At 44.0% G+C, this 16,087-nt stretch carries 17 protein-coding genes and 1 riboswitch; of the genes, 14 read left to right on the top strand and 3 right to left on the bottom strand.

From position 1 onward, the window contains the following. Nucleotides 1–124: 124 nt before the first annotated feature. From kdgR to exnP, 14 genes are all read left to right on the top strand, one after another. On the top strand, nucleotides 125–1,144 hold the full coding sequence (gene kdgR / locus KHQ79_RS20105) for a pectin utilization transcriptional regulator KdgR (RefSeq protein ID WP_225516693.1): 1,020 nt from the start codon (nucleotides 125–127) through the stop codon (nucleotides 1,142–1,144). A 37-nt stretch (nucleotides 1,145–1,181) separates the two neighbouring features. Beyond that, complete coding sequence (gene kdgK, locus KHQ79_RS20110; protein ID WP_133487157.1) at nucleotides 1,182–2,156, top strand: 2-dehydro-3-deoxygluconokinase; 975 nt, start codon at nucleotides 1,182–1,184, stop codon at nucleotides 2,154–2,156. A 1-nt stretch (nucleotide 2,157) separates the two neighbouring features. Continuing rightward, nucleotides 2,158–2,748, top strand: coding sequence for a bifunctional 4-hydroxy-2-oxoglutarate aldolase/2-dehydro-3-deoxy-phosphogluconate aldolase (gene eda / locus KHQ79_RS20115; RefSeq protein WP_060398877.1), 591 nt, complete (start codon nucleotides 2,158–2,160; stop codon nucleotides 2,746–2,748). A 44-nt stretch (nucleotides 2,749–2,792) separates the two neighbouring features. Continuing rightward, nucleotides 2,793–3,785 (top strand): 2-keto-3-deoxygluconate transporter, encoded by a 993-nt coding sequence (gene kdgT, locus KHQ79_RS20120; protein ID WP_060398876.1) that lies wholly within the window; start codon nucleotides 2,793–2,795, stop codon nucleotides 3,783–3,785. A 112-nt stretch (nucleotides 3,786–3,897) separates the two neighbouring features. Continuing rightward, a complete protein-coding gene (ypwA, locus tag KHQ79_RS20125; protein ID WP_225516694.1) occupies nucleotides 3,898–5,403 on the top strand; it encodes a carboxypeptidase M32 in 1,506 nt (501 codons plus the stop codon). 141 nt (nucleotides 5,404–5,544) lie between these two features. Then, nucleotides 5,545–5,644: riboswitch (purine riboswitch) on the top strand. A gap of 90 nt (nucleotides 5,645–5,734) precedes the next feature. Further along, on the top strand, nucleotides 5,735–6,319 hold the full coding sequence (gene xpt, locus KHQ79_RS20130; RefSeq protein ID WP_004397964.1) for a xanthine phosphoribosyltransferase: 585 nt from the start codon (nucleotides 5,735–5,737) through the stop codon (nucleotides 6,317–6,319). After that, nucleotides 6,316–7,632: a xanthine permease PbuX gene (gene pbuX, locus KHQ79_RS20135; protein ID WP_119913951.1), complete on the top strand. Its 1,317-nt coding sequence runs from the start codon at nucleotides 6,316–6,318 to the stop codon at nucleotides 7,630–7,632. The genes xpt and pbuX overlap by 4 nt, the downstream gene beginning before the upstream one ends. 72 nt (nucleotides 7,633–7,704) lie before the next feature. Further along, nucleotides 7,705–8,802, top strand: coding sequence for a type III polyketide synthase (locus tag KHQ79_RS20140; RefSeq protein WP_250648382.1), 1,098 nt, complete (start codon nucleotides 7,705–7,707; stop codon nucleotides 8,800–8,802). A 3-nt stretch (nucleotides 8,803–8,805) separates the two neighbouring features. Further along, nucleotides 8,806–9,312, top strand: coding sequence for an alkylpyrone methyltransferase (gene bpsB / locus KHQ79_RS20145; RefSeq protein ID WP_004397961.1), 507 nt, complete (start codon nucleotides 8,806–8,808; stop codon nucleotides 9,310–9,312). Nucleotides 9,313–9,382: 70 nt separating this feature from the next. Continuing rightward, nucleotides 9,383–9,472 carry a Fur-regulated basic protein FbpC gene (fbpC, locus tag KHQ79_RS20150; protein WP_100069434.1) on the top strand — a complete coding sequence of 30 codons (90 nt, stop codon included), beginning with the start codon at nucleotides 9,383–9,385 and terminating at the stop codon, nucleotides 9,470–9,472. A 174-nt stretch (nucleotides 9,473–9,646) separates the two neighbouring features. Next, nucleotides 9,647–13,228 (top strand): dynamin GTPase, encoded by a 3,582-nt coding sequence (gene dynA, locus KHQ79_RS20155; protein ID WP_225516696.1) that lies wholly within the window; start codon nucleotides 9,647–9,649, stop codon nucleotides 13,226–13,228. 64 nt (nucleotides 13,229–13,292) lie between these two features. Continuing rightward, the gene (locus KHQ79_RS20160) at nucleotides 13,293–13,550 is read left to right on the top strand and encodes a YpbS family protein (protein ID WP_119913949.1); all 258 of its coding nucleotides are present in this window, start codon (nucleotides 13,293–13,295) and stop codon (nucleotides 13,548–13,550) included. 74 nt (nucleotides 13,551–13,624) lie between these two features. After that, complete coding sequence (locus KHQ79_RS20165; RefSeq protein WP_003230761.1) at nucleotides 13,625–13,771, top strand: hypothetical protein; 147 nt, start codon at nucleotides 13,625–13,627, stop codon at nucleotides 13,769–13,771. A gap of 99 nt (nucleotides 13,772–13,870) precedes the next feature. Continuing rightward, nucleotides 13,871–14,761 carry a 5'-3' exonuclease gene (exnP, locus tag KHQ79_RS20170; RefSeq protein ID WP_225516697.1) on the top strand — a complete coding sequence of 297 codons (891 nt, stop codon included), beginning with the start codon at nucleotides 13,871–13,873 and terminating at the stop codon, nucleotides 14,759–14,761. 8 nt (nucleotides 14,762–14,769) lie between these two features. On the opposite strand, the gene sspL is transcribed toward exnP, so the two are convergent. Genes sspL through KHQ79_RS20185 form a run of 3 tightly spaced genes read right to left on the bottom strand, consistent with a single transcriptional unit; the run spans nucleotide 14,770 to nucleotide 16,026 of the window. Next, nucleotides 14,770–14,898 (bottom strand): small, acid-soluble spore protein L, encoded by a 129-nt coding sequence (gene sspL, locus KHQ79_RS20175; protein ID WP_004397949.1) that lies wholly within the window; start codon nucleotides 14,896–14,898, stop codon nucleotides 14,770–14,772. Nucleotides 14,899–14,938: 40 nt separating this feature from the next. After that, nucleotides 14,939–15,337, bottom strand: a complete 399-nt coding sequence (locus KHQ79_RS20180) for a reverse transcriptase-like protein (RefSeq protein ID WP_004397948.1) — start codon at nucleotides 15,335–15,337, stop codon at nucleotides 14,939–14,941. Next, on the bottom strand, nucleotides 15,337–16,026 hold the full coding sequence (locus KHQ79_RS20185; protein WP_225516698.1) for a queuosine precursor transporter: 690 nt from the start codon (nucleotides 16,024–16,026) through the stop codon (nucleotides 15,337–15,339). The genes KHQ79_RS20180 and KHQ79_RS20185 overlap by 1 nt, the downstream gene beginning before the upstream one ends. Nucleotides 16,027–16,087: the final 61 nt, after the last annotated feature.

The raw sequence follows: 16,087 nt of genomic DNA on the forward strand, positions 1-16,087 counted from the left end.
AACGGAAAAATTGTGAATAAGCACATTATTAAAAAAACTCTTTCCAAATTTTAAAAATATGGTATTCTTTTGTTGTAACGGTTTTGAAATCGGTTTCAAATATATGAGATACAGGAGCACTTGAATGAAAAAGAAAACAACAGGCCATACGACCATCAAAGACGTAGCTGAATGTGCAGGAGTTTCGAAATCGACAGTTTCCCGCTATATCAACGGAAAAATTGATGCGATTTCTCCTGAAAAAGTGAAAAATATTAAAAAGGCAATTGCAGAATTGAATTATCGGCCAAGTAAAATGGCGCAAGGTTTGAAAATAAAAAAAAGCAAATTAATCGGATTTGTTGTAGCTGACATTACAAATCCTTTTTCGGTCGCGGCTTTCAGGGGAGTCGAAGAGGTTTGTGATCAATATGGCTACAGCATTATGGTGTGCAACACAGATAACAGTCCTGAAAAAGAGCGGGAAATGCTCTTAAAGCTTGAAGCCCATTCGGTTGAGGGGCTGATCTTAAACGCAACCGGAGAAAATAAGGATCTACTGAACGCCTTTGCCGAACAGCACATTCCAACGATATTAATTGACCGGAAACTTCCAGATCTGAAACTGGATACGGTAACGACTGACAACAGAAGGATCACAAAAGAGATTCTTCAGAAGATTTACAGCAAAGGGTACACTGATGTCGCGCTGTTTACCGAACCGATTTCATCTATCAGCCCTCGTGCAGAAAGAGCAGCTGTGTATCAAGAAATGGCTTCGGCTCAAAATGTGAACGGGCTTGTCAGAATGTATGAAATTGACGTGAAAAACAAGGAGCAGCTTAAGGCGGCGCTTCGGTCTTTTTACAAGGATATGCCAGAGCAAAAAAAAGCGATTCTGGCTTTGAACGGCTTAATTATGCTGAAAATCATCAGCTGTATGAAAGAGCTTGGACTGCACATCCCCCAAGATATAGGGATTGCTGGGTTCGACGATACGGAATGGTACAAACTGATCGGTCCGGGCATTACAACGATCGCCCAGCCGTCACATGATATGGGCAGGACGGCGATGGAACGTGTATTAAAAAGGATTGAAGGTGACAAGGGAGCGCCTCAAACCATTGAATTAGAGGCAGAAGTCATCATGAGAAAGTCACTTTAATCCTAGGTGCCCTCAACTAAGAGGAGGTTGGGAAAAGATGAAGCTTGATGCGGTGACATTCGGGGAATCGATGGCCATGTTTTACGCAAATGAGTACGGGGGCCTTCATGAAGCATCCACTTTTTCTAAAGGGCTGGCCGGGGCAGAAAGCAATGTTGCTTGCGGCCTGGCCAGACTCGGATTTCAGATGGGATGGATGAGCAAGGTCGGCAATGATCAGCTCGGAACATTTATTTTAGAGGCGCTTAAAAAAGAGGGAGTGGATGTGTCCCGCGTGATCCGATCGCAGGACGGAAATCCCACCGGTCTTCTGCTGAAGTCAAAAGTGAAAGAAGGCGATCCGCAAGTTACCTATTACAGGAAAAACTCAGCTGCAAGCACACTAACTTCTGCTGAATATCCGAGAGAGTATTTTCAAGGCGCAGGCCATTTGCATGTGACAGGCATTCCGCCGGCCTTATCTGCTGAAATGAAAGATTTTACCTACCACGTAATGAAGGATATGAAACATACTGGGAAAACGGTATCGTTAGATCCCAATTTAAGGCCTTCGCTTTGGCCTGATCAAGCAACGATGGCCCATACCATTAATGATCTGGCTGGTCTTGCAGATTGGTTTTTCCCGGGGATCACAGAGGGGGAGCTATTGACCGGAGAAAAAACACCTGAAGGCATTGCCGACTATTATCTGAAAAAAGGGGTCAGCTTTGTCGCTATTAAACTCGGAAAAGAAGGCGCTTACTTTAAAACGAGGGAAAGTGAAGGATTTGCAGAAGGCTTCCGGGTCGATCGGGTGGTTGATACAGTCGGTGCCGGAGACGGATTTGCAGTCGGTGTGATCAGCGGCATCCTTGACGGTTTGTCATACAAGGATGCGGTGCAAAGGGGAAATGCGATTGGCGCTTTGCAAGTTCAGGCACCGGGGGATATGGACGGACTGCCGACCAGGGAGAAATTAGCTGCATTTTTATCTGCTCAAAGAACGGTTTACCAAAAGAAAGGGGATTATTAATATGGAGTCCAAAATCGTTGAAAACCGTCTGAAAGAAGCAAGGCTGATTGCAGTCATTCGCTCAAAGGATAAACAGGAGGCCTGTCAGCAGATTGAGAGTTTACTTGATAAAGGGGTTCGTGCGGTTGAAGTGACTTATACGACGCCTGGGGCATCAGATATTATCGAATCCTTCCGTAATAGAGAAGATATTTTAATCGGTGCGGGCACGGTCATCACTGCGCAGCAAGCGGGAGAAGCTGCTGAGGCTGGCGCGCAGTTTATTGTCAGTCCGGGTTTTTCAGCAGACCTTGCTGAACATCTTTCTTTTTTAAAGACACATTATATCCCCGGCGTATTGACTCCGAGCGAAATTATGGAAGCGCTGACATGCGGTTTTACTACATTGAAGCTGTTCCCTAGCGGTGTGTTTGGCATCCCGTTTATGAAAAATTTAGCGGGCCCTTTCCCGCAGGTGACCTTTATTCCGACAGGCGGGATACATCCGTCTGAAGTGCCGGATTGGCTCAAAGCCGGAGCTGGCGCCGTCGGTGTCGGCAGCCAGCTGGGCAGCTGTTCAAAAGAAGATTTGCAGGCTGTTTTCCAAGTGTAAGGGGTATTGTTTTTTTCATAACCGGAGGATGGGAGAATCCACATATGAAAATCAAAGCGACAATTGAACGGGTACCTGGCGGAATGATGATTATTCCGCTGTTTCTGGGAGCGGCGCTCAATACGTTTGCGCCTGGAACAGCGGAGTTCTTTGGAGGGTTTACGGGTGCTTTGATTACCGGAACGCTGCCGATACTGGGTGTTTTTATTTTTTGCGTAGGAGCGACGATTGATTTTCGTTCTTCAGGCTATATCGCAAGGAAAGGAATCACATTATTATTGGGGAAGGTCGGATTTGCGGCGCTGCTTGGCGTGATCGCAGCGCAATTTATACCTGATGAAGGCATACAATCCGGCTTTTTTGCAGGTCTTTCTGTTTTAGCAATTGTCGCGGTAATGAATGAAACGAACGGCGGCCTGTATTTGGCGCTTATGAACCATATGGGAAGAAAAGAGGATGCGGGCGCTTTCGCGTTTATCAGTACAGAATCAGGTCCTTTTATGACCATGGTGACGTTTGGTGTGACGGGACTTGCGGCATTCCCGTGGGAAACGCTGGCAGCGACTGTCATCCCGTTTTTACTCGGCTGTATACTTGGAAATCTTGATCATGATCTCAGAGACTTATTCAGCAAGGTTGTACCGGCGATCATCCCGTTTTTTGCCTTTTCGCTCGGCAACACCTTGAATTTTGGAATGCTGATCCAATCAGGGCTGCTCGGCATTTTTATCGGTGTTTCTGTCGTTATTTTATCGGGCGGCTCCTTGTTTTTGCTTGATCGTTTTGTCGCGCGGGGAGACGGCGTCGCGGGAGTGGCAGCTTCCTCTACGGCGGGGGCGGCTGTAGCCGTGCCATACGCATTAGCGGAAGCGAATGCTTCGTTTGCGCCAGTTGCTGAATCAGCAACGGCAATCATAGCGACAAGCGTTATTGTCACCTCGCTGTTAACCCCGCTGGCAACAGTGTGGGTGGATAAAAAAATCAATGAGAAAAAGCGGAAAACACCGCCGCCAAAAAATCAAATGACGATCAACTGAACAAAGAAGGCTGCCGCCAAAAATACCGGCAGCCTCTTATACAAACAATTTGACTTTCATACCCCCTTCCATTAGCCTGTAATGGAACGGCTAGAATAGGGAGGGAATGGATATGGAGATACATACATATGAAAAGGAATTTTTTGATCTTTTAAAAAGAATCTCACATTACAGCGAAGCAGTTGCGTTAATGCACTGGGACTCCAGAACAGGTGCGCCAAAAAACGGCTCAGAGGACCGTGCCGAAAGTATCGGACAGCTTTCAACAGATATATTCAATATCCAAACTTCAGATCGGATGAAGGAGCTTATTGATGCCCTGTATGAACGATTTGATGACTTATCTCAAGACACGAAAAAGGCAGTGGAGCTAGCGAAAAAAGAGTATGAAGAGAATAAAAAAATCCCTGAGGCTGAATACAAGGAATACGTGATTCTGTGTTCAAAGGCAGAAACCGCGTGGGAAGAAGCGAAAGGGAAATCTGATTTCAGCTTGTTTTCCCCATATTTAGAGCAGCTGATTGAATTCAATAAACGTTTTATTACATATTGGGGTTATCAAGAGCATCCTTATGATGCATTGCTTGATTTGTTTGAGCCGGGTGTCACGGTAAAGGTGCTTGATCAGCTGTTTTCCGAGCTCAAGGAAGCGATTATTCCTCTTGTTGCGCAGGTGACAGCTTCCGGAAATAAACCAGATACAAGCTTTATCACAAGAGAGTTCCCTAAAGGAAAGCAAAAAGAGCTCAGCCTGTATTTTTTACAGGAGCTTGGCTACGATTTTGATGGCGGACGGCTAGATGAAACGGTTCATCCGTTTGCGACCACGATGAACCGTGGAGACGTTAGGGTCACGACGAGATATGATGAAAAAGATTTCCGTACGGCGATCTTTGGCACCATTCATGAGTGCGGTCACGCGATATACGAGCAAAATATTGACGAAGCACTGAGTGGCACGAACTTGTCAGACGGTGCATCGATGGGAATCCATGAATCTCAATCATTATTTTACGAGAATTTTATCGGCCGCAACAAGCATTTTTGGACACCGTACTATAAGAAGATTCAAGAAGCATCACCTAAACAGTTCAAGGACATCTCGCTGGATGATTTTGTCCGTGCAATCAATGAATCAAAACCTTCCTTCATCAGGGTTGAAGCGGATGAATTAACGTATCCTCTTCATATTATCATCCGATATGAAATTGAAAAAGCGATTTTCAGCAATGAAGTGTCTGTAGAAGAACTGCCGTCGCTTTGGAATCAAAAATACCAGGATTACTTAGGGATTACACCACAGACGGACGCAGAGGGGATTTTACAGGACGTCCATTGGGCAGGAGGAGATTTCGGCTACTTCCCATCCTATGCGCTTGGCTACATGTATGCGGCTCAGCTGAAACAAAAAATGCTCGAGGATCTGCCTGAGTTTGACACTCTTTTGGAAAGAGGGGAATTTCATCCGATAAAACAATGGCTGACGGAAAAGGTGCACATTCACGGAAAACGGAAAAAGCCGTTAGACATTATTAAAGATGCAACAGGAGAAGAGCTGAATGTACGTTATTTGATTGAATATTTGTCAAACAAATATTCAAATCTCTATCTGTCATAATCAAAAGCCTGGCGGTGCGGCCGTCAGGCTTTTTTAGAATCAAAATACATAAAAGACGAATGATTATCAAGAAAATAAAAATAAAGTTCGGAAATTTTGTTTTTTTGTCTATGCAAGAGATTAGAATCTTGATATAATTTATTACAATATCATAGGAACACTCATATAATCGCGTGGATATGGCACGCAAGTTTCTACCGGACACCGTAAATGTTCGACTATGAGTGAGCAATGAGACCGCACGTGTACGGTTTTTTGTTATATCAGCATTGCTTGCTCTTTTTTTGAGCGGGCAATGCTTTTTTTATTCTCATAACGGAGGTAAGACAGGATGGAAGCACTGAAACGGAAAATAGAGGAAGAAGGCGTCGTATTATCTGATCAGGTATTGAAAGTGGATTCTTTTTTGAATCACCAAATTGATCCGCTGCTTATGCAGAAAATCGGTGACGAATTTGCCGCCAGATTTGCAAAAGACGGTATTACTAAAATTGTGACAATCGAATCATCTGGAATCGCTCCTGCTGTGATGACGGGTTTGCAGTTGGGTGTGCCGGTTGTCTTCGCGAGAAAACATAAATCTTTAACACTCACCGACAACTTGCTGACAGCATCTGTTTATTCCTTTACGAAGCAAACAGAAAGCCAAATTGCGGTCTCAGGAACCCACCTGTCGGATCAGGATCATGTTCTGATTATCGATGATTTTTTGGCAAATGGACAAGCAGCGCACGGGCTCGTGTCGATAGTGAAGCAGGCGGGAGCCTCTATTGCGGGACTTGGCATTGTCATCGAAAAGTCATTTCAGCCGGGGAGAGATGAACTTGTGAAGCTAGGCTACCGGGTGGAATCTTTGGCAAGAATTCAATCATTGGAAGAAGGAAAAGTGTCCTTCGTACAGGAGGTTCATTCATGAAAAACGGATTTGGCAAAACGCTGTCTTTAGGGATACAGCATGTGCTCGCCATGTATGCCGGTGCCATTGTCGTTCCTCTGATTGTCGGAAAAGCAATGGGCCTGACTGTCGAACAGCTGACCTACTTAGTATCGATTGATATTTTTATGTGCGGCGTGGCTACACTTTTGCAAGTGTGGAGCAACCGATTTTTCGGGATCGGGCTTCCGGTTGTGCTTGGCTGTACATTTACAGCAGTATCGCCGATGATTGCGATTGGGTCTGAGTACGGGGTTTCAGCGGTTTACGGAAGTATTATCTCGTCAGGTATTCTTGTCATTCTCATTTCATTTTTCTTTGGGAAGCTTGTATCTTTTTTTCCGCCCGTCGTGACAGGCTCAGTTGTTACGATTATCGGAATTACACTTATGCCGGTAGCCATGAATAACATGGCCGGCGGAGAAGGAAGTGCAGATTTCGGAGATCTCTCCAATCTTGCTCTCGCTTTTATCGTTTTGAGTATTATTGTGCTTCTATACCGTTTTACGACGGGCTTTATCAAATCCATCTCGATTTTGATCGGTATATTGATCGGCACCTTCATTGCTTATTTTATGGGAAAAGTTCAATTTGATAATGTTTCGGACGCGGCAGTTGTTCAAATGATTCAGCCGTTTTACTTCGGAGCGCCGTCTTTTCACGCAGCGCCTATCATTACGATGTCCATTGTTGCAATTGTCAGCCTTGTAGAATCAACTGGTGTTTACTTTGCCTTAGGTGACCTGACGAACCGCCGTCTGACAGAGAAAGATTTATCAAAGGGCTATCGCGCTGAAGGGGTGGCTGTGCTGCTGGGCGGTATTTTTAACGCTTTTCCTTACACGGCATTCTCTCAAAATGTCGGGCTCGTACAGCTCACAGGAATCAAGAAAAATGCCGTAATTGTTGTCACGGGTGTGATCTTAATGGCATTTGGGCTGTTTCCGAAGATCGCTGCTTTTACGACCATTATTCCATCTGCTGTTTTGGGCGGGGCAATGGTGGCGATGTTTGGAATGGTGATCGCTTATGGAATCAAAATGCTCAGCCGCATTGATTTTGCGAAACAGGAAAATCTGCTGATCGTTGCCTGCTCAGTGGGACTGGGTCTCGGTGTGACAGTTGTGCCGGATATTTTTAAGCAGCTTCCGAGCGCCTTAACGCTCCTTACAACAAACGGCATTGTTGCCGGCAGCTTCACTGCAGTAGTTCTAAATATTGTATATAACGTATTTTCTAAAGCCAAAAAAACAGAACAAACAGCTGACATCACTGAGCAAAAAACAGCAGTCTAAACTCCGCCGCGGCGGAGTTTTTTGCATATAAAAAAGATCGTTGCGGAACAATGTATGCAAAGAGGTGATCGCATGGCGTTTATTTTATCCATCGGAACAAGTCTTCCTGCGTACGATGTAAACCAAGAGAAAGCGGCTGAGTTTGCCCGGTATATGTTTCAGCATTCCTTTAAAGATATTGACCGGCTGTTAACCTCCTTTAAAAACGGGCAAATTCAATCGAGACAATTTGTCAAGCCGATTGAATGGTATAAAGAGGGTCACAGCTTCGAAGAAAAAAATCAAATATACATAGAAGAAACACTTAAGCACAGTATAGAGGCTGTTCGCGAGTGCCTCTCTCATCCTGGATTTTTTCAAGAAGCCATCCCTTATGAGAAAGTGGATGCTGTTTTTTTCGTCTCCAGCACGGGCCTTTCCACACCGAGCATTGAGGCGCGGCTCATGAATGAACTTCCATTTTCTCCATATACGAAGCGGATTCCGATTTGGGGCCTAGGCTGTGCAGGAGGGGCCAGCGGACTTGCGCGCGCTGCCGAATACTGCAAAGCGCATCCTGAGTCTTTCGTGCTTGTCATTGCTGCTGAGCTATGCAGCCTGACATTCCAGCCGGAAGATAAAACGAAAAGCAATCTTATCGGCACCTCACTTTTTGGCGATGGCATTGCTGCAGCCTTATTATGCGGGGAGAAGGCAGACCGCAGAATGTCAAAACTAAAGCTTGCGCCGAAGGTAACAGATTCCCAATCTGTTTTGATGAAACAATCAGAAGATGTTATGGGCTGGGACTTTACTGATCAAGGATTCAAAGTCATTTTCTCAAGAGATATTCCGACTTTGGTAGAAAAATGGCTCAAAAAAAATCTACAGGTTTTTTTAGACAAACATCAGCTGTCATTCACTGATATCAGTGTTTTTTTGGCACATCCTGGCGGAAAAAAGGTGATTGAAGCATACATCAAAAGTCTCGAGCTTTCACCGGAAAAGCTTTCATCTGCACAAAGCATTTTGCAAAAGCACGGAAATATGTCTTCAGCCACAATATTGTATGTGATCAAAGACCATCTGCTGTACGGACATAAAAAGGTAGCAGAACGGGGACTGATTGGCGCATTAGGGCCGGGATTTTCATCAGAGCTGCTGTTATTCAGCTGGGAAAAGGGGGCTTGACTCATGTTTTGGTTGTTAATCGCCATTCTCATCGCTCAAAGAGCAGCTGAAATGGCAGTAGCCAGACAAAATGAACAAAAGGTAAAGAAGCAAGGGGCGATCGAATTCGGTGAGAGCCACTATCCGTATATCATCATCATGCACATCCTTTTTTTCCTGTCTTTAATTGCGGAAGTGCTGCTGATGAACAAACAGCCGTCAAGCTGGTGGATCGGTATCGCTGCGGTTATTTTAATCGTGCAGGCAGTGCGGTATTGGGCGCTTTGTTCCTTAGGAGCATATTGGAATACGAAAATCCTTGTCGTTCCAGGTGTGGAGCTTGTAAAAAAAGGCCCTTATAAATGGATGAAGCATCCAAACTATACCGTTGTTATACTAGAAATCTTATTGATTCCGCTGCTATATCAAGCGTACGTCACCATGTGTCTGTTTTCCATTTTAAATGCCGTTTTGTTAACCGTCAGAATTCGTGCAGAAGACAAAGCATTAGAGGAATACAGCATAAAATAGCGATTGAAAATCATTCTCATTCATGTTAAAATGAATTTGAAAAAGATTCTCAATCAGGATGGTGAAGCAAATGACAATGCTGTTTTTGCTTGGGGCGGTTTGTACATATAGTGTATTAATTGGTTTTGTATTAAAAGGAATCTCTAATAAATCTGTTTAATGAATCTGGAACTTGTCAAAGTTGCAGATTTTCTTTTATAGAAGCTGCCGTAATGGCGGCTTTTTTCTATTCTCTTAAAGAAATTTGGCTCATTCTTGTGTAAAATGAAAGGGAATGTATTCAGATCTTTCGAAAAAGATTCACAATTGAAACGGCACAAAGGGGTTCAGATTTATGACAGAACATAACAGAAAAGAGCTTTTGCACAAAACAGGTGAAATTTATAAGCAATTCATCGAGAATCAAGATGAACAAAGGGCTGCTAAACTGGCAGCAGTCATGAAAAAAGCGGCTGATGAAGAGGTTTATATCGCATTTACCGGGCATTATTCAGCGGGGAAATCGTCACTGCTGAACTGCCTGTTAATGGAGAATATTTTGCCGACAAGCCCGATTCCGACAAGTGCTAACCTTGTTGTGATCAGAAACGGGGAAAAGCGTGTTCGGCTTCATACAACAGACGGAGCATGCGCAGAGCTGAAGGGGGCTTATCAGAAAGACAAGGTGCAGCAATATTGCAAAGACGGCGAGCAAATTGAAAGCGTTGAAATTTTTGACCGGTATACTGAGATCGACTCTGGAGTTGCGTATATTGACACCCCTGGGATTGACTCAACAGATGATGCGCATTTTCTGTCGGCGGCGTCTATACTCCATCAGGCGGATGCGCTGTTTTACGTCGTTCACTATAATCACGTTCACTCTGAGGAAAATGTTAAGTTTCTCAGGTCGATAAAAGAAAGCATTCCGAATGTGTATTTTATCGTTAATCAAATTGACCGGCATGATGAGAAGGAGACACACTTTGAAGACTATAAAACACAGGTAGAGGAGATGCTTTGCAATGAAGGCATTTCAAAGGAATCACTTTATTTTACGTCAGTGACAGAACTGAATCACCCGTTCAATCAGATTGGGAGCCTGAGAGAAGAATTAAAAAGAATAAAACAACAATCAAAAAGCAATTTGCAGGCTTTAACAGAACAAAAAGTCCGCAATCTGCTGAAGGAACATACCGAAATGCTTTTGAAAGACGAAACAGACGGTCCAAACTTTGCTGAACAGCTTAATACACAAACTGATCTGGTCCAATCGCTGGGTAATCAATTGGATGAGGCGGCAAAACAAGCGACTGAGGCAGAAAACAGGATGCAGGAAGAAATCAATCGCATTTTAAAAAACGCCAACCTGACGCCTTTTGAAATGCGTGAATTGGCAGCTGCATTTCTAGAATCGCGAGAGCCTTCTTTTAAAACCGGCTTTTTCTTTTCTAAAGCAAAAACTGCACAGGAAAGAGATAGAAGACGGAATGCTTTATTCTCTGATGTGACAAAACGAACAGAGGCCGAAGCGGATTGGCACATGATAGACACGTTCCATAAACTCGCCAAGACATATGATGTTCATACAGTTGAAAGTGAACAGCTGATTCAGGCCTATCGCACTCCACTTGAAATTGATATCATTGAACGCGCGGTCAAGCATGGTGCAGCTTTTTCTTCTGAATATGTATTGCAATATACAAAAGACTTGGCAGAGCTTATCCGCAAAGAGGCGAAGAGAGAAGCGGCAGACATCATAAAGGCGCTGGCCGCGATGGTGAAAGAGCGTGTTTCCAAAGACGTGCAAACGATCAATGGCCGGCTCATTCAGGAATCAGAAAAACTTGTCCTTCTCCAAGAACAGGCCCGTTTAGAGAATAATGCCCGCGAGAAAGCCGATCGCTTATGGGCCAAATGGGAAGAAGAGTCTGCATGCCCAATGCACATAGACACTGACTGGTTTAAAACGAAGAAAAAAACAGTGGCCGCTCCAGAACAGAAACGAAGTCAAGGCCAGCAGACACAGCAGCCAATACAGAAACCAGAAATCAAAATGGAGCAAGAACTGCCGCTTCAAGACCAGATCAAACGTTTTTACAGATTATCTGACCGTTTAGGCGAGTATAGCATGCTGTCAAAGCAAACCTCAGCCTTTCGGGAAAGGATTAAAAGGCTTGAGGAACGGAAATTTACACTTGCGCTTTTTGGAGGATTCAGCTCGGGGAAATCATCATTTGCCAATGCGCTTGTCGGCGAAAGGGTGCTGCCGTCCTCACCAACGCCAACCACAGCCACAATTAACAAAATCACAAAACCAGCCAATGGCAACATCAACAAAACAGCGGATGTGGTGTTTAAGACGGAGGATGACATAACGGCTGACATTTTGCAGCTCACCGGGATACAAGAAGAACCGACAGGCCGTTCTTTCATAGAGAAGTGGGAAAAGGCAGTCAAAAAAAGCCGGATGCAGGAAGAACACATTAAATTAATCAGCAACTTCCTGCTTGCATACGAAAAGTATCACAAATATATACAGGAACAAAAGAAATTAACGATTCCGCTGTCTGAATTAAAGCCGTATGTAGCAGAGGAGGCAACGGCCTGCGCTGTGAAAGAGGTAACGGTCTATTATACATGCCCGCTGACTGAAAAAGGGATTACAATAGTCGATACGCCCGGCGCGAGCAGCATGAATAAACGGCATACAGAACTGGCGTTCCAATATATTAAAGATGCTGATGCGTTTTTTTATATGACCTATTATCAGCACTCCTTCTCGAAAGGAGACCGTTCGTTTTTGCGCAAGCTCGGGCTGGTGAAAGAATCGCTCAGCATGGATAAAATGTTTTTCGTCATTAATGCAGCAGACCTTGCGAAAGATAAATCAGAGCTGGAAACAGTGACCGATTATGTCAGCACAGAGCTTGTAAAAGAAGGGATTCATAGTCCGCAGCTCTTTACCGTATCAAGTAAGGAGGAACTGCTGGGAAAATCGGAATCATTTTATAACCAGTTCCCGAAAGTAAGAACGCACTTAGACCGGTTTATCGAAGTTGATGTAAAAAAAGCCGCAGCTGCACAACTCAGTTCGGAAGCAGACAAACTATGCGAAACTGTTTTCCAGCTTCACCAATCACAGCATCAGTCCAAGGAAGAAAAGGAAGCGCAGAAACAGCGCCTTATGCTGTCATTTGAGCGGACAGCAGCCGAAATCGAGAAACGGCGGAACTCAGAAACCATCATTGAGAAGGTAAAAAAAGATACAAGAGAGCAGCTTTATCACATAACACAGCGATTATCTTTTTTTGCGAATGATTTACTAAAATCAGCATTTCATCCGGGGCTTCAGAACGGGGATTGGAAAAAGAACGTCGGGAAGGCAATGAAAACCGCCTTACATGAGTATCAGTTTGAATATGTTCAGGAAATCAAAACACTTGATGTTCGTATGAGCGGTTTCATCGAGCGGCATATTACCGAAGAGTGGCTGGAAAGCTTTCAAAAAACATTAAACGAGGACGGTTATTTTTCCTTTTATGCGGGGGATCAGCATTCGACCGGCATACAGCTGAAGGAAGTTGAACCGAAAATAGATGTACGTGCCTTCGAGCAGGAACAAAAAGAGGTCAAATCACCGAAGCACTTTTTTGAACAAAAAGGAAAAGCGGCCTTCATTGAAGCTGTACGGATGAAACTCACGAAAATCACAGAGGATTGGGTGAAAAATGAAGAAGAAAGCCTTATCTCTCATTACACAGATCACCTCAGACGCTTGCAGGAAGATATGGCTGAAAAAGCAATGACACAAATAAAGGATCAAAAAGATACGTATTTAGGAGGATATGCGGAAGGGGAACATGCGAAAGAAATTGAAAAGGCATACCAAGCATGCATCTCCTGGCAAAGATCAGACCATACAATAAAAATGTAAAATTCAGTTGGCTTGTATTTCAAGTCATGATAGACTAAATAGAAAAAAGCGAGATGAACGATTCATGTCAGAGGTACATAAAGCAATTTCAGCACATTCATCAAAACAGCACGAGCATATCAAAGCATTTATGCGTCTTGAAAACATGCGTGAACTGGCCATTGAAGAAGCGGTTTCAAAATGCAAAAACGATGAGCCTTTTACTACAGATGCGATTAATGAAATTACCGAGCAGATCAATCAGCTCGCCAAAAAAGGGATCGTACCGACAAGACGCCTTGTATCAACGGAAATGGTCAGAGAATACGTAAACCGTATGTAAGCTGGATGATCCTGTCGCGAGTGAATCTCCTGCCGGAAGCATATACTATGTGTATCCGACGTAAGGGGGGATTCATGTTGGGCAGAACAAAGCTGGGAAACAGAAATGCACAGGCGAATAACAATGCCAAAAAGAAAAACGGATTTCAAACCCATTTTGACTCTTACGCAGGACGCGAAGCTGAAAAGCTGATCGCCAGCAACAAAAGACACAACGACTGATGTTATTAAAACAGTATCTCTAATCGAAGAGATGCTGTTTTTTATTTTTGGGATGCTTTATGGTAAAATAGAAAGAATGAAAGAAAAGGGAGTTATCTTATGAATAATAATAAACTATTGCTAGTTGACGGCATGGCTCTTTTATTCCGGGCGTTTTTTGCCACGGCTGTGCATCGCAACTTTATGATAAATGACAGCGGGGTGCCGACGAACGGCGTCAACGGGTTTTTAAAGCATTTGATCACAGCTGTGGAAACATTCCAGCCGACACATGTCGTCTGCTGCTGGGACATGGGGAGCAAAACGTATCGAAATGACCTGTTCCAAGATTATAAGGCGAACCGAAGCGCACCGCCTGTAGAGCTTATTCCGCAGTTTGATTTGGCAAAGGAAGCGGCCGCTGAGCTTGGGATTATGAACATCGGCTTTGCCGGGTATGAAGCGGATGATTGTATCGGAACTCTTGCCGGTTTATTTGCAAATGAAGCTGACATTACAATCGTAACAGGGGACAGAGATTTACTTCAGCTGTTAACGGATGAAGTGAGTGTGGCCTTGCTCCAAAAAGGAATCGGAAATTATAAAGTCTATACAAAAGAGACTTTTTATAAAGAAACAGGCGTCCTGCCGAAAGCTTTGATTGATATTAAAGCGCTTATGGGTGATTCCAGTGATAACTATCCTGGCGTCAAAGGGATTGGAGAAAAAACAGCCTACAAACTGATTCGTGAATACGAAACGATTGACCGTTTATTAGAAAATCTTTCTTTTCTTCCGAAGGGGCAGCAGGGGAAAATTCAGCAAGGTTTGAGCGATTTGGAGATGTCGAGGAAGCTTGCTGAAATTCATTGCTCTGTGCCGCTGGTCTGCACACTGAAAGACGCTCTATTTACACTGCAAATGGAGCAGGCGGCTGACATGCTTCGCCGCCACCAAATCAAAGGAATTGAGCGTATGCTCGAAAAGCTGAACGCTAGAGAGATCGTGTAAGATCTTCTCTAGCGTTTTGTATTGCTTTTTTTGGCTCTTTCCTCAAGCTCTGTTTTAGGGTCGTCATGTGTATTGCCTTCCAGGTCGCCTTGCGGAGTCACACCGCCGGTCAGCCGGCCTTTATCTTTCTTTTTCATGTTTGTTCACCTCGTCATTAGGATGACCATTGATCGAGATTTAATTCTTATCATTCAGCCGAATCGCTTCTTTTGCCAGCTGGTCGGCTTTTTGGTTTTGCTTGCCCGGTATCCATTTGATGAAAAAAAGAGGGAAGGCCGCTTTTAATCGGATGATTTCTTCTACATACGGGTGATATGTTTTATTTTTGACCATTTCAAACTCAGCGGCCCGTTCCACAATATCTGAATCGGTTCGAAAGGAAACAGATTGATACCCGCGCTCTGCACATAGCTTCATCCCTTCAATTAATGCAAGAAATTCCGCTTCCTGGTTTGTATGCATTCCGACTGGAATAGAGAAAGATTCTGCTTTTCCTTCATGTTTGATAAAAATGCCGACACCGGAAGGCCCGGGATTACCGGCGCTTGCGCCGTCTACATAAATTTCTGTAGGCATTATGAACTCCTTTCATCATTTGGTATCATTTTTTTCGCTGCATAAGCATAAGGCAATGAAATCAAAGATACCGCAAACTTAATCAAATATGTAGAAATAAAAATATGAAGCCAAACGCCTGCCGGATAAATGCCGAAAAAAGCGACACCAGTAAATATCAGTGTATCAAATAGCTGGCTGACTGCTGTACTGCCGCCGTTTCTGAGCCATAAAAGCCGATCAGAAGGAAATATCCTTCTAATTGCCGAATATACATAAACATCCAGCGTTTGGCTGAAGATAAAGGCAAGCAGACTTCCTAACGCAACTCGTGGAAGGAAGCCGAAAATCGTTTCCAGCGCTGTTTGTGATATGTCACTGGAAGCCGGTTCGAAAAGCAGCACGCCCTGCATGACAAATGTCAGCGTCAGGAGCGTTGTGAATCCGAGCCATACCGCTTTTCTAGCTTCAGCCGGTCCGTATTTTTCATTCAGCACATCTGTCGCAAAAAAGATTGTGCCGTACATCACATTCCCGAGCGTTGCTGTTAATCCAAACAGTTCGACTGTCTTGACGACTTGAAGGTTGGCGCAGACTGTCGCAAAACCGATCCAAACAAACAGTCCCATTTTGCCAAATCCTTTATAAAATAAAAGAACAATGATAAAATGAATGATCGCAAAAATGATCCAAAACGAATTATTAAACAAAATGAAAAAGCTTCCTTTCCGGGATTAGATTGGTTTGATTATAGCACAAGCCCGGCAACTA

The sequence above is a fragment of the Bacillus sp. TSO22 genome (assembly GCF_020223595.1).
GTDB lineage: Bacteria > Bacillota > Bacilli > Bacillales > Bacillaceae > Bacillus > Bacillus inaquosorum.

Excerpts from the sequence above, each read along its gene's own strand:
- fbpC (WP_100069434.1), top strand. The coding sequence starts at position 9,383 with ATGACAATGCTGTTTTTGCTTGGGGCGGTTTGTACATATAGTGTATTA.
- KHQ79_RS20165 (WP_003230761.1), top strand. The coding sequence starts at position 13,625 with ATGTTGGGCAGAACAAAGCTGGGAAACAGAAATGCACAGGCGAATAAC.
- eda (WP_060398877.1), top strand. The coding sequence starts at position 2,158 with ATGGAGTCCAAAATCGTTGAAAACCGTCTGAAAGAAGCAAGGCTGATT.
- exnP (WP_225516697.1), top strand. The coding sequence starts at position 13,871 with ATGAATAATAATAAACTATTGCTAGTTGACGGCATGGCTCTTTTATTC.
- KHQ79_RS20180 (WP_004397948.1), bottom strand. The coding sequence starts at position 15,337 with ATGCCTACAGAAATTTATGTAGACGGCGCAAGCGCCGGTAATCCCGGG.
- KHQ79_RS20160 (WP_119913949.1), top strand. The coding sequence starts at position 13,293 with ATGTCAGAGGTACATAAAGCAATTTCAGCACATTCATCAAAACAGCAC.
- ypwA (WP_225516694.1), top strand. The coding sequence starts at position 3,898 with ATGGAGATACATACATATGAAAAGGAATTTTTTGATCTTTTAAAAAGA.
- xpt (WP_004397964.1), top strand. The coding sequence starts at position 5,735 with ATGGAAGCACTGAAACGGAAAATAGAGGAAGAAGGCGTCGTATTATCT.
- KHQ79_RS20140 (WP_250648382.1), top strand. The coding sequence starts at position 7,705 with ATGGCGTTTATTTTATCCATCGGAACAAGTCTTCCTGCGTACGATGTA.
- sspL (WP_004397949.1), bottom strand. The coding sequence starts at position 14,898 with ATGAAAAAGAAAGATAAAGGCCGGCTGACCGGCGGTGTGACTCCGCAA.
- kdgT (WP_060398876.1), top strand. The coding sequence starts at position 2,793 with ATGAAAATCAAAGCGACAATTGAACGGGTACCTGGCGGAATGATGATT.
- kdgK (WP_133487157.1), top strand. The coding sequence starts at position 1,182 with ATGAAGCTTGATGCGGTGACATTCGGGGAATCGATGGCCATGTTTTAC.
- kdgR (WP_225516693.1), top strand. The coding sequence starts at position 125 with ATGAAAAAGAAAACAACAGGCCATACGACCATCAAAGACGTAGCTGAA.
- dynA (WP_225516696.1), top strand. The coding sequence starts at position 9,647 with ATGACAGAACATAACAGAAAAGAGCTTTTGCACAAAACAGGTGAAATT.
- pbuX (WP_119913951.1), top strand. The coding sequence starts at position 6,316 with ATGAAAAACGGATTTGGCAAAACGCTGTCTTTAGGGATACAGCATGTG.
- bpsB (WP_004397961.1), top strand. The coding sequence starts at position 8,806 with ATGTTTTGGTTGTTAATCGCCATTCTCATCGCTCAAAGAGCAGCTGAA.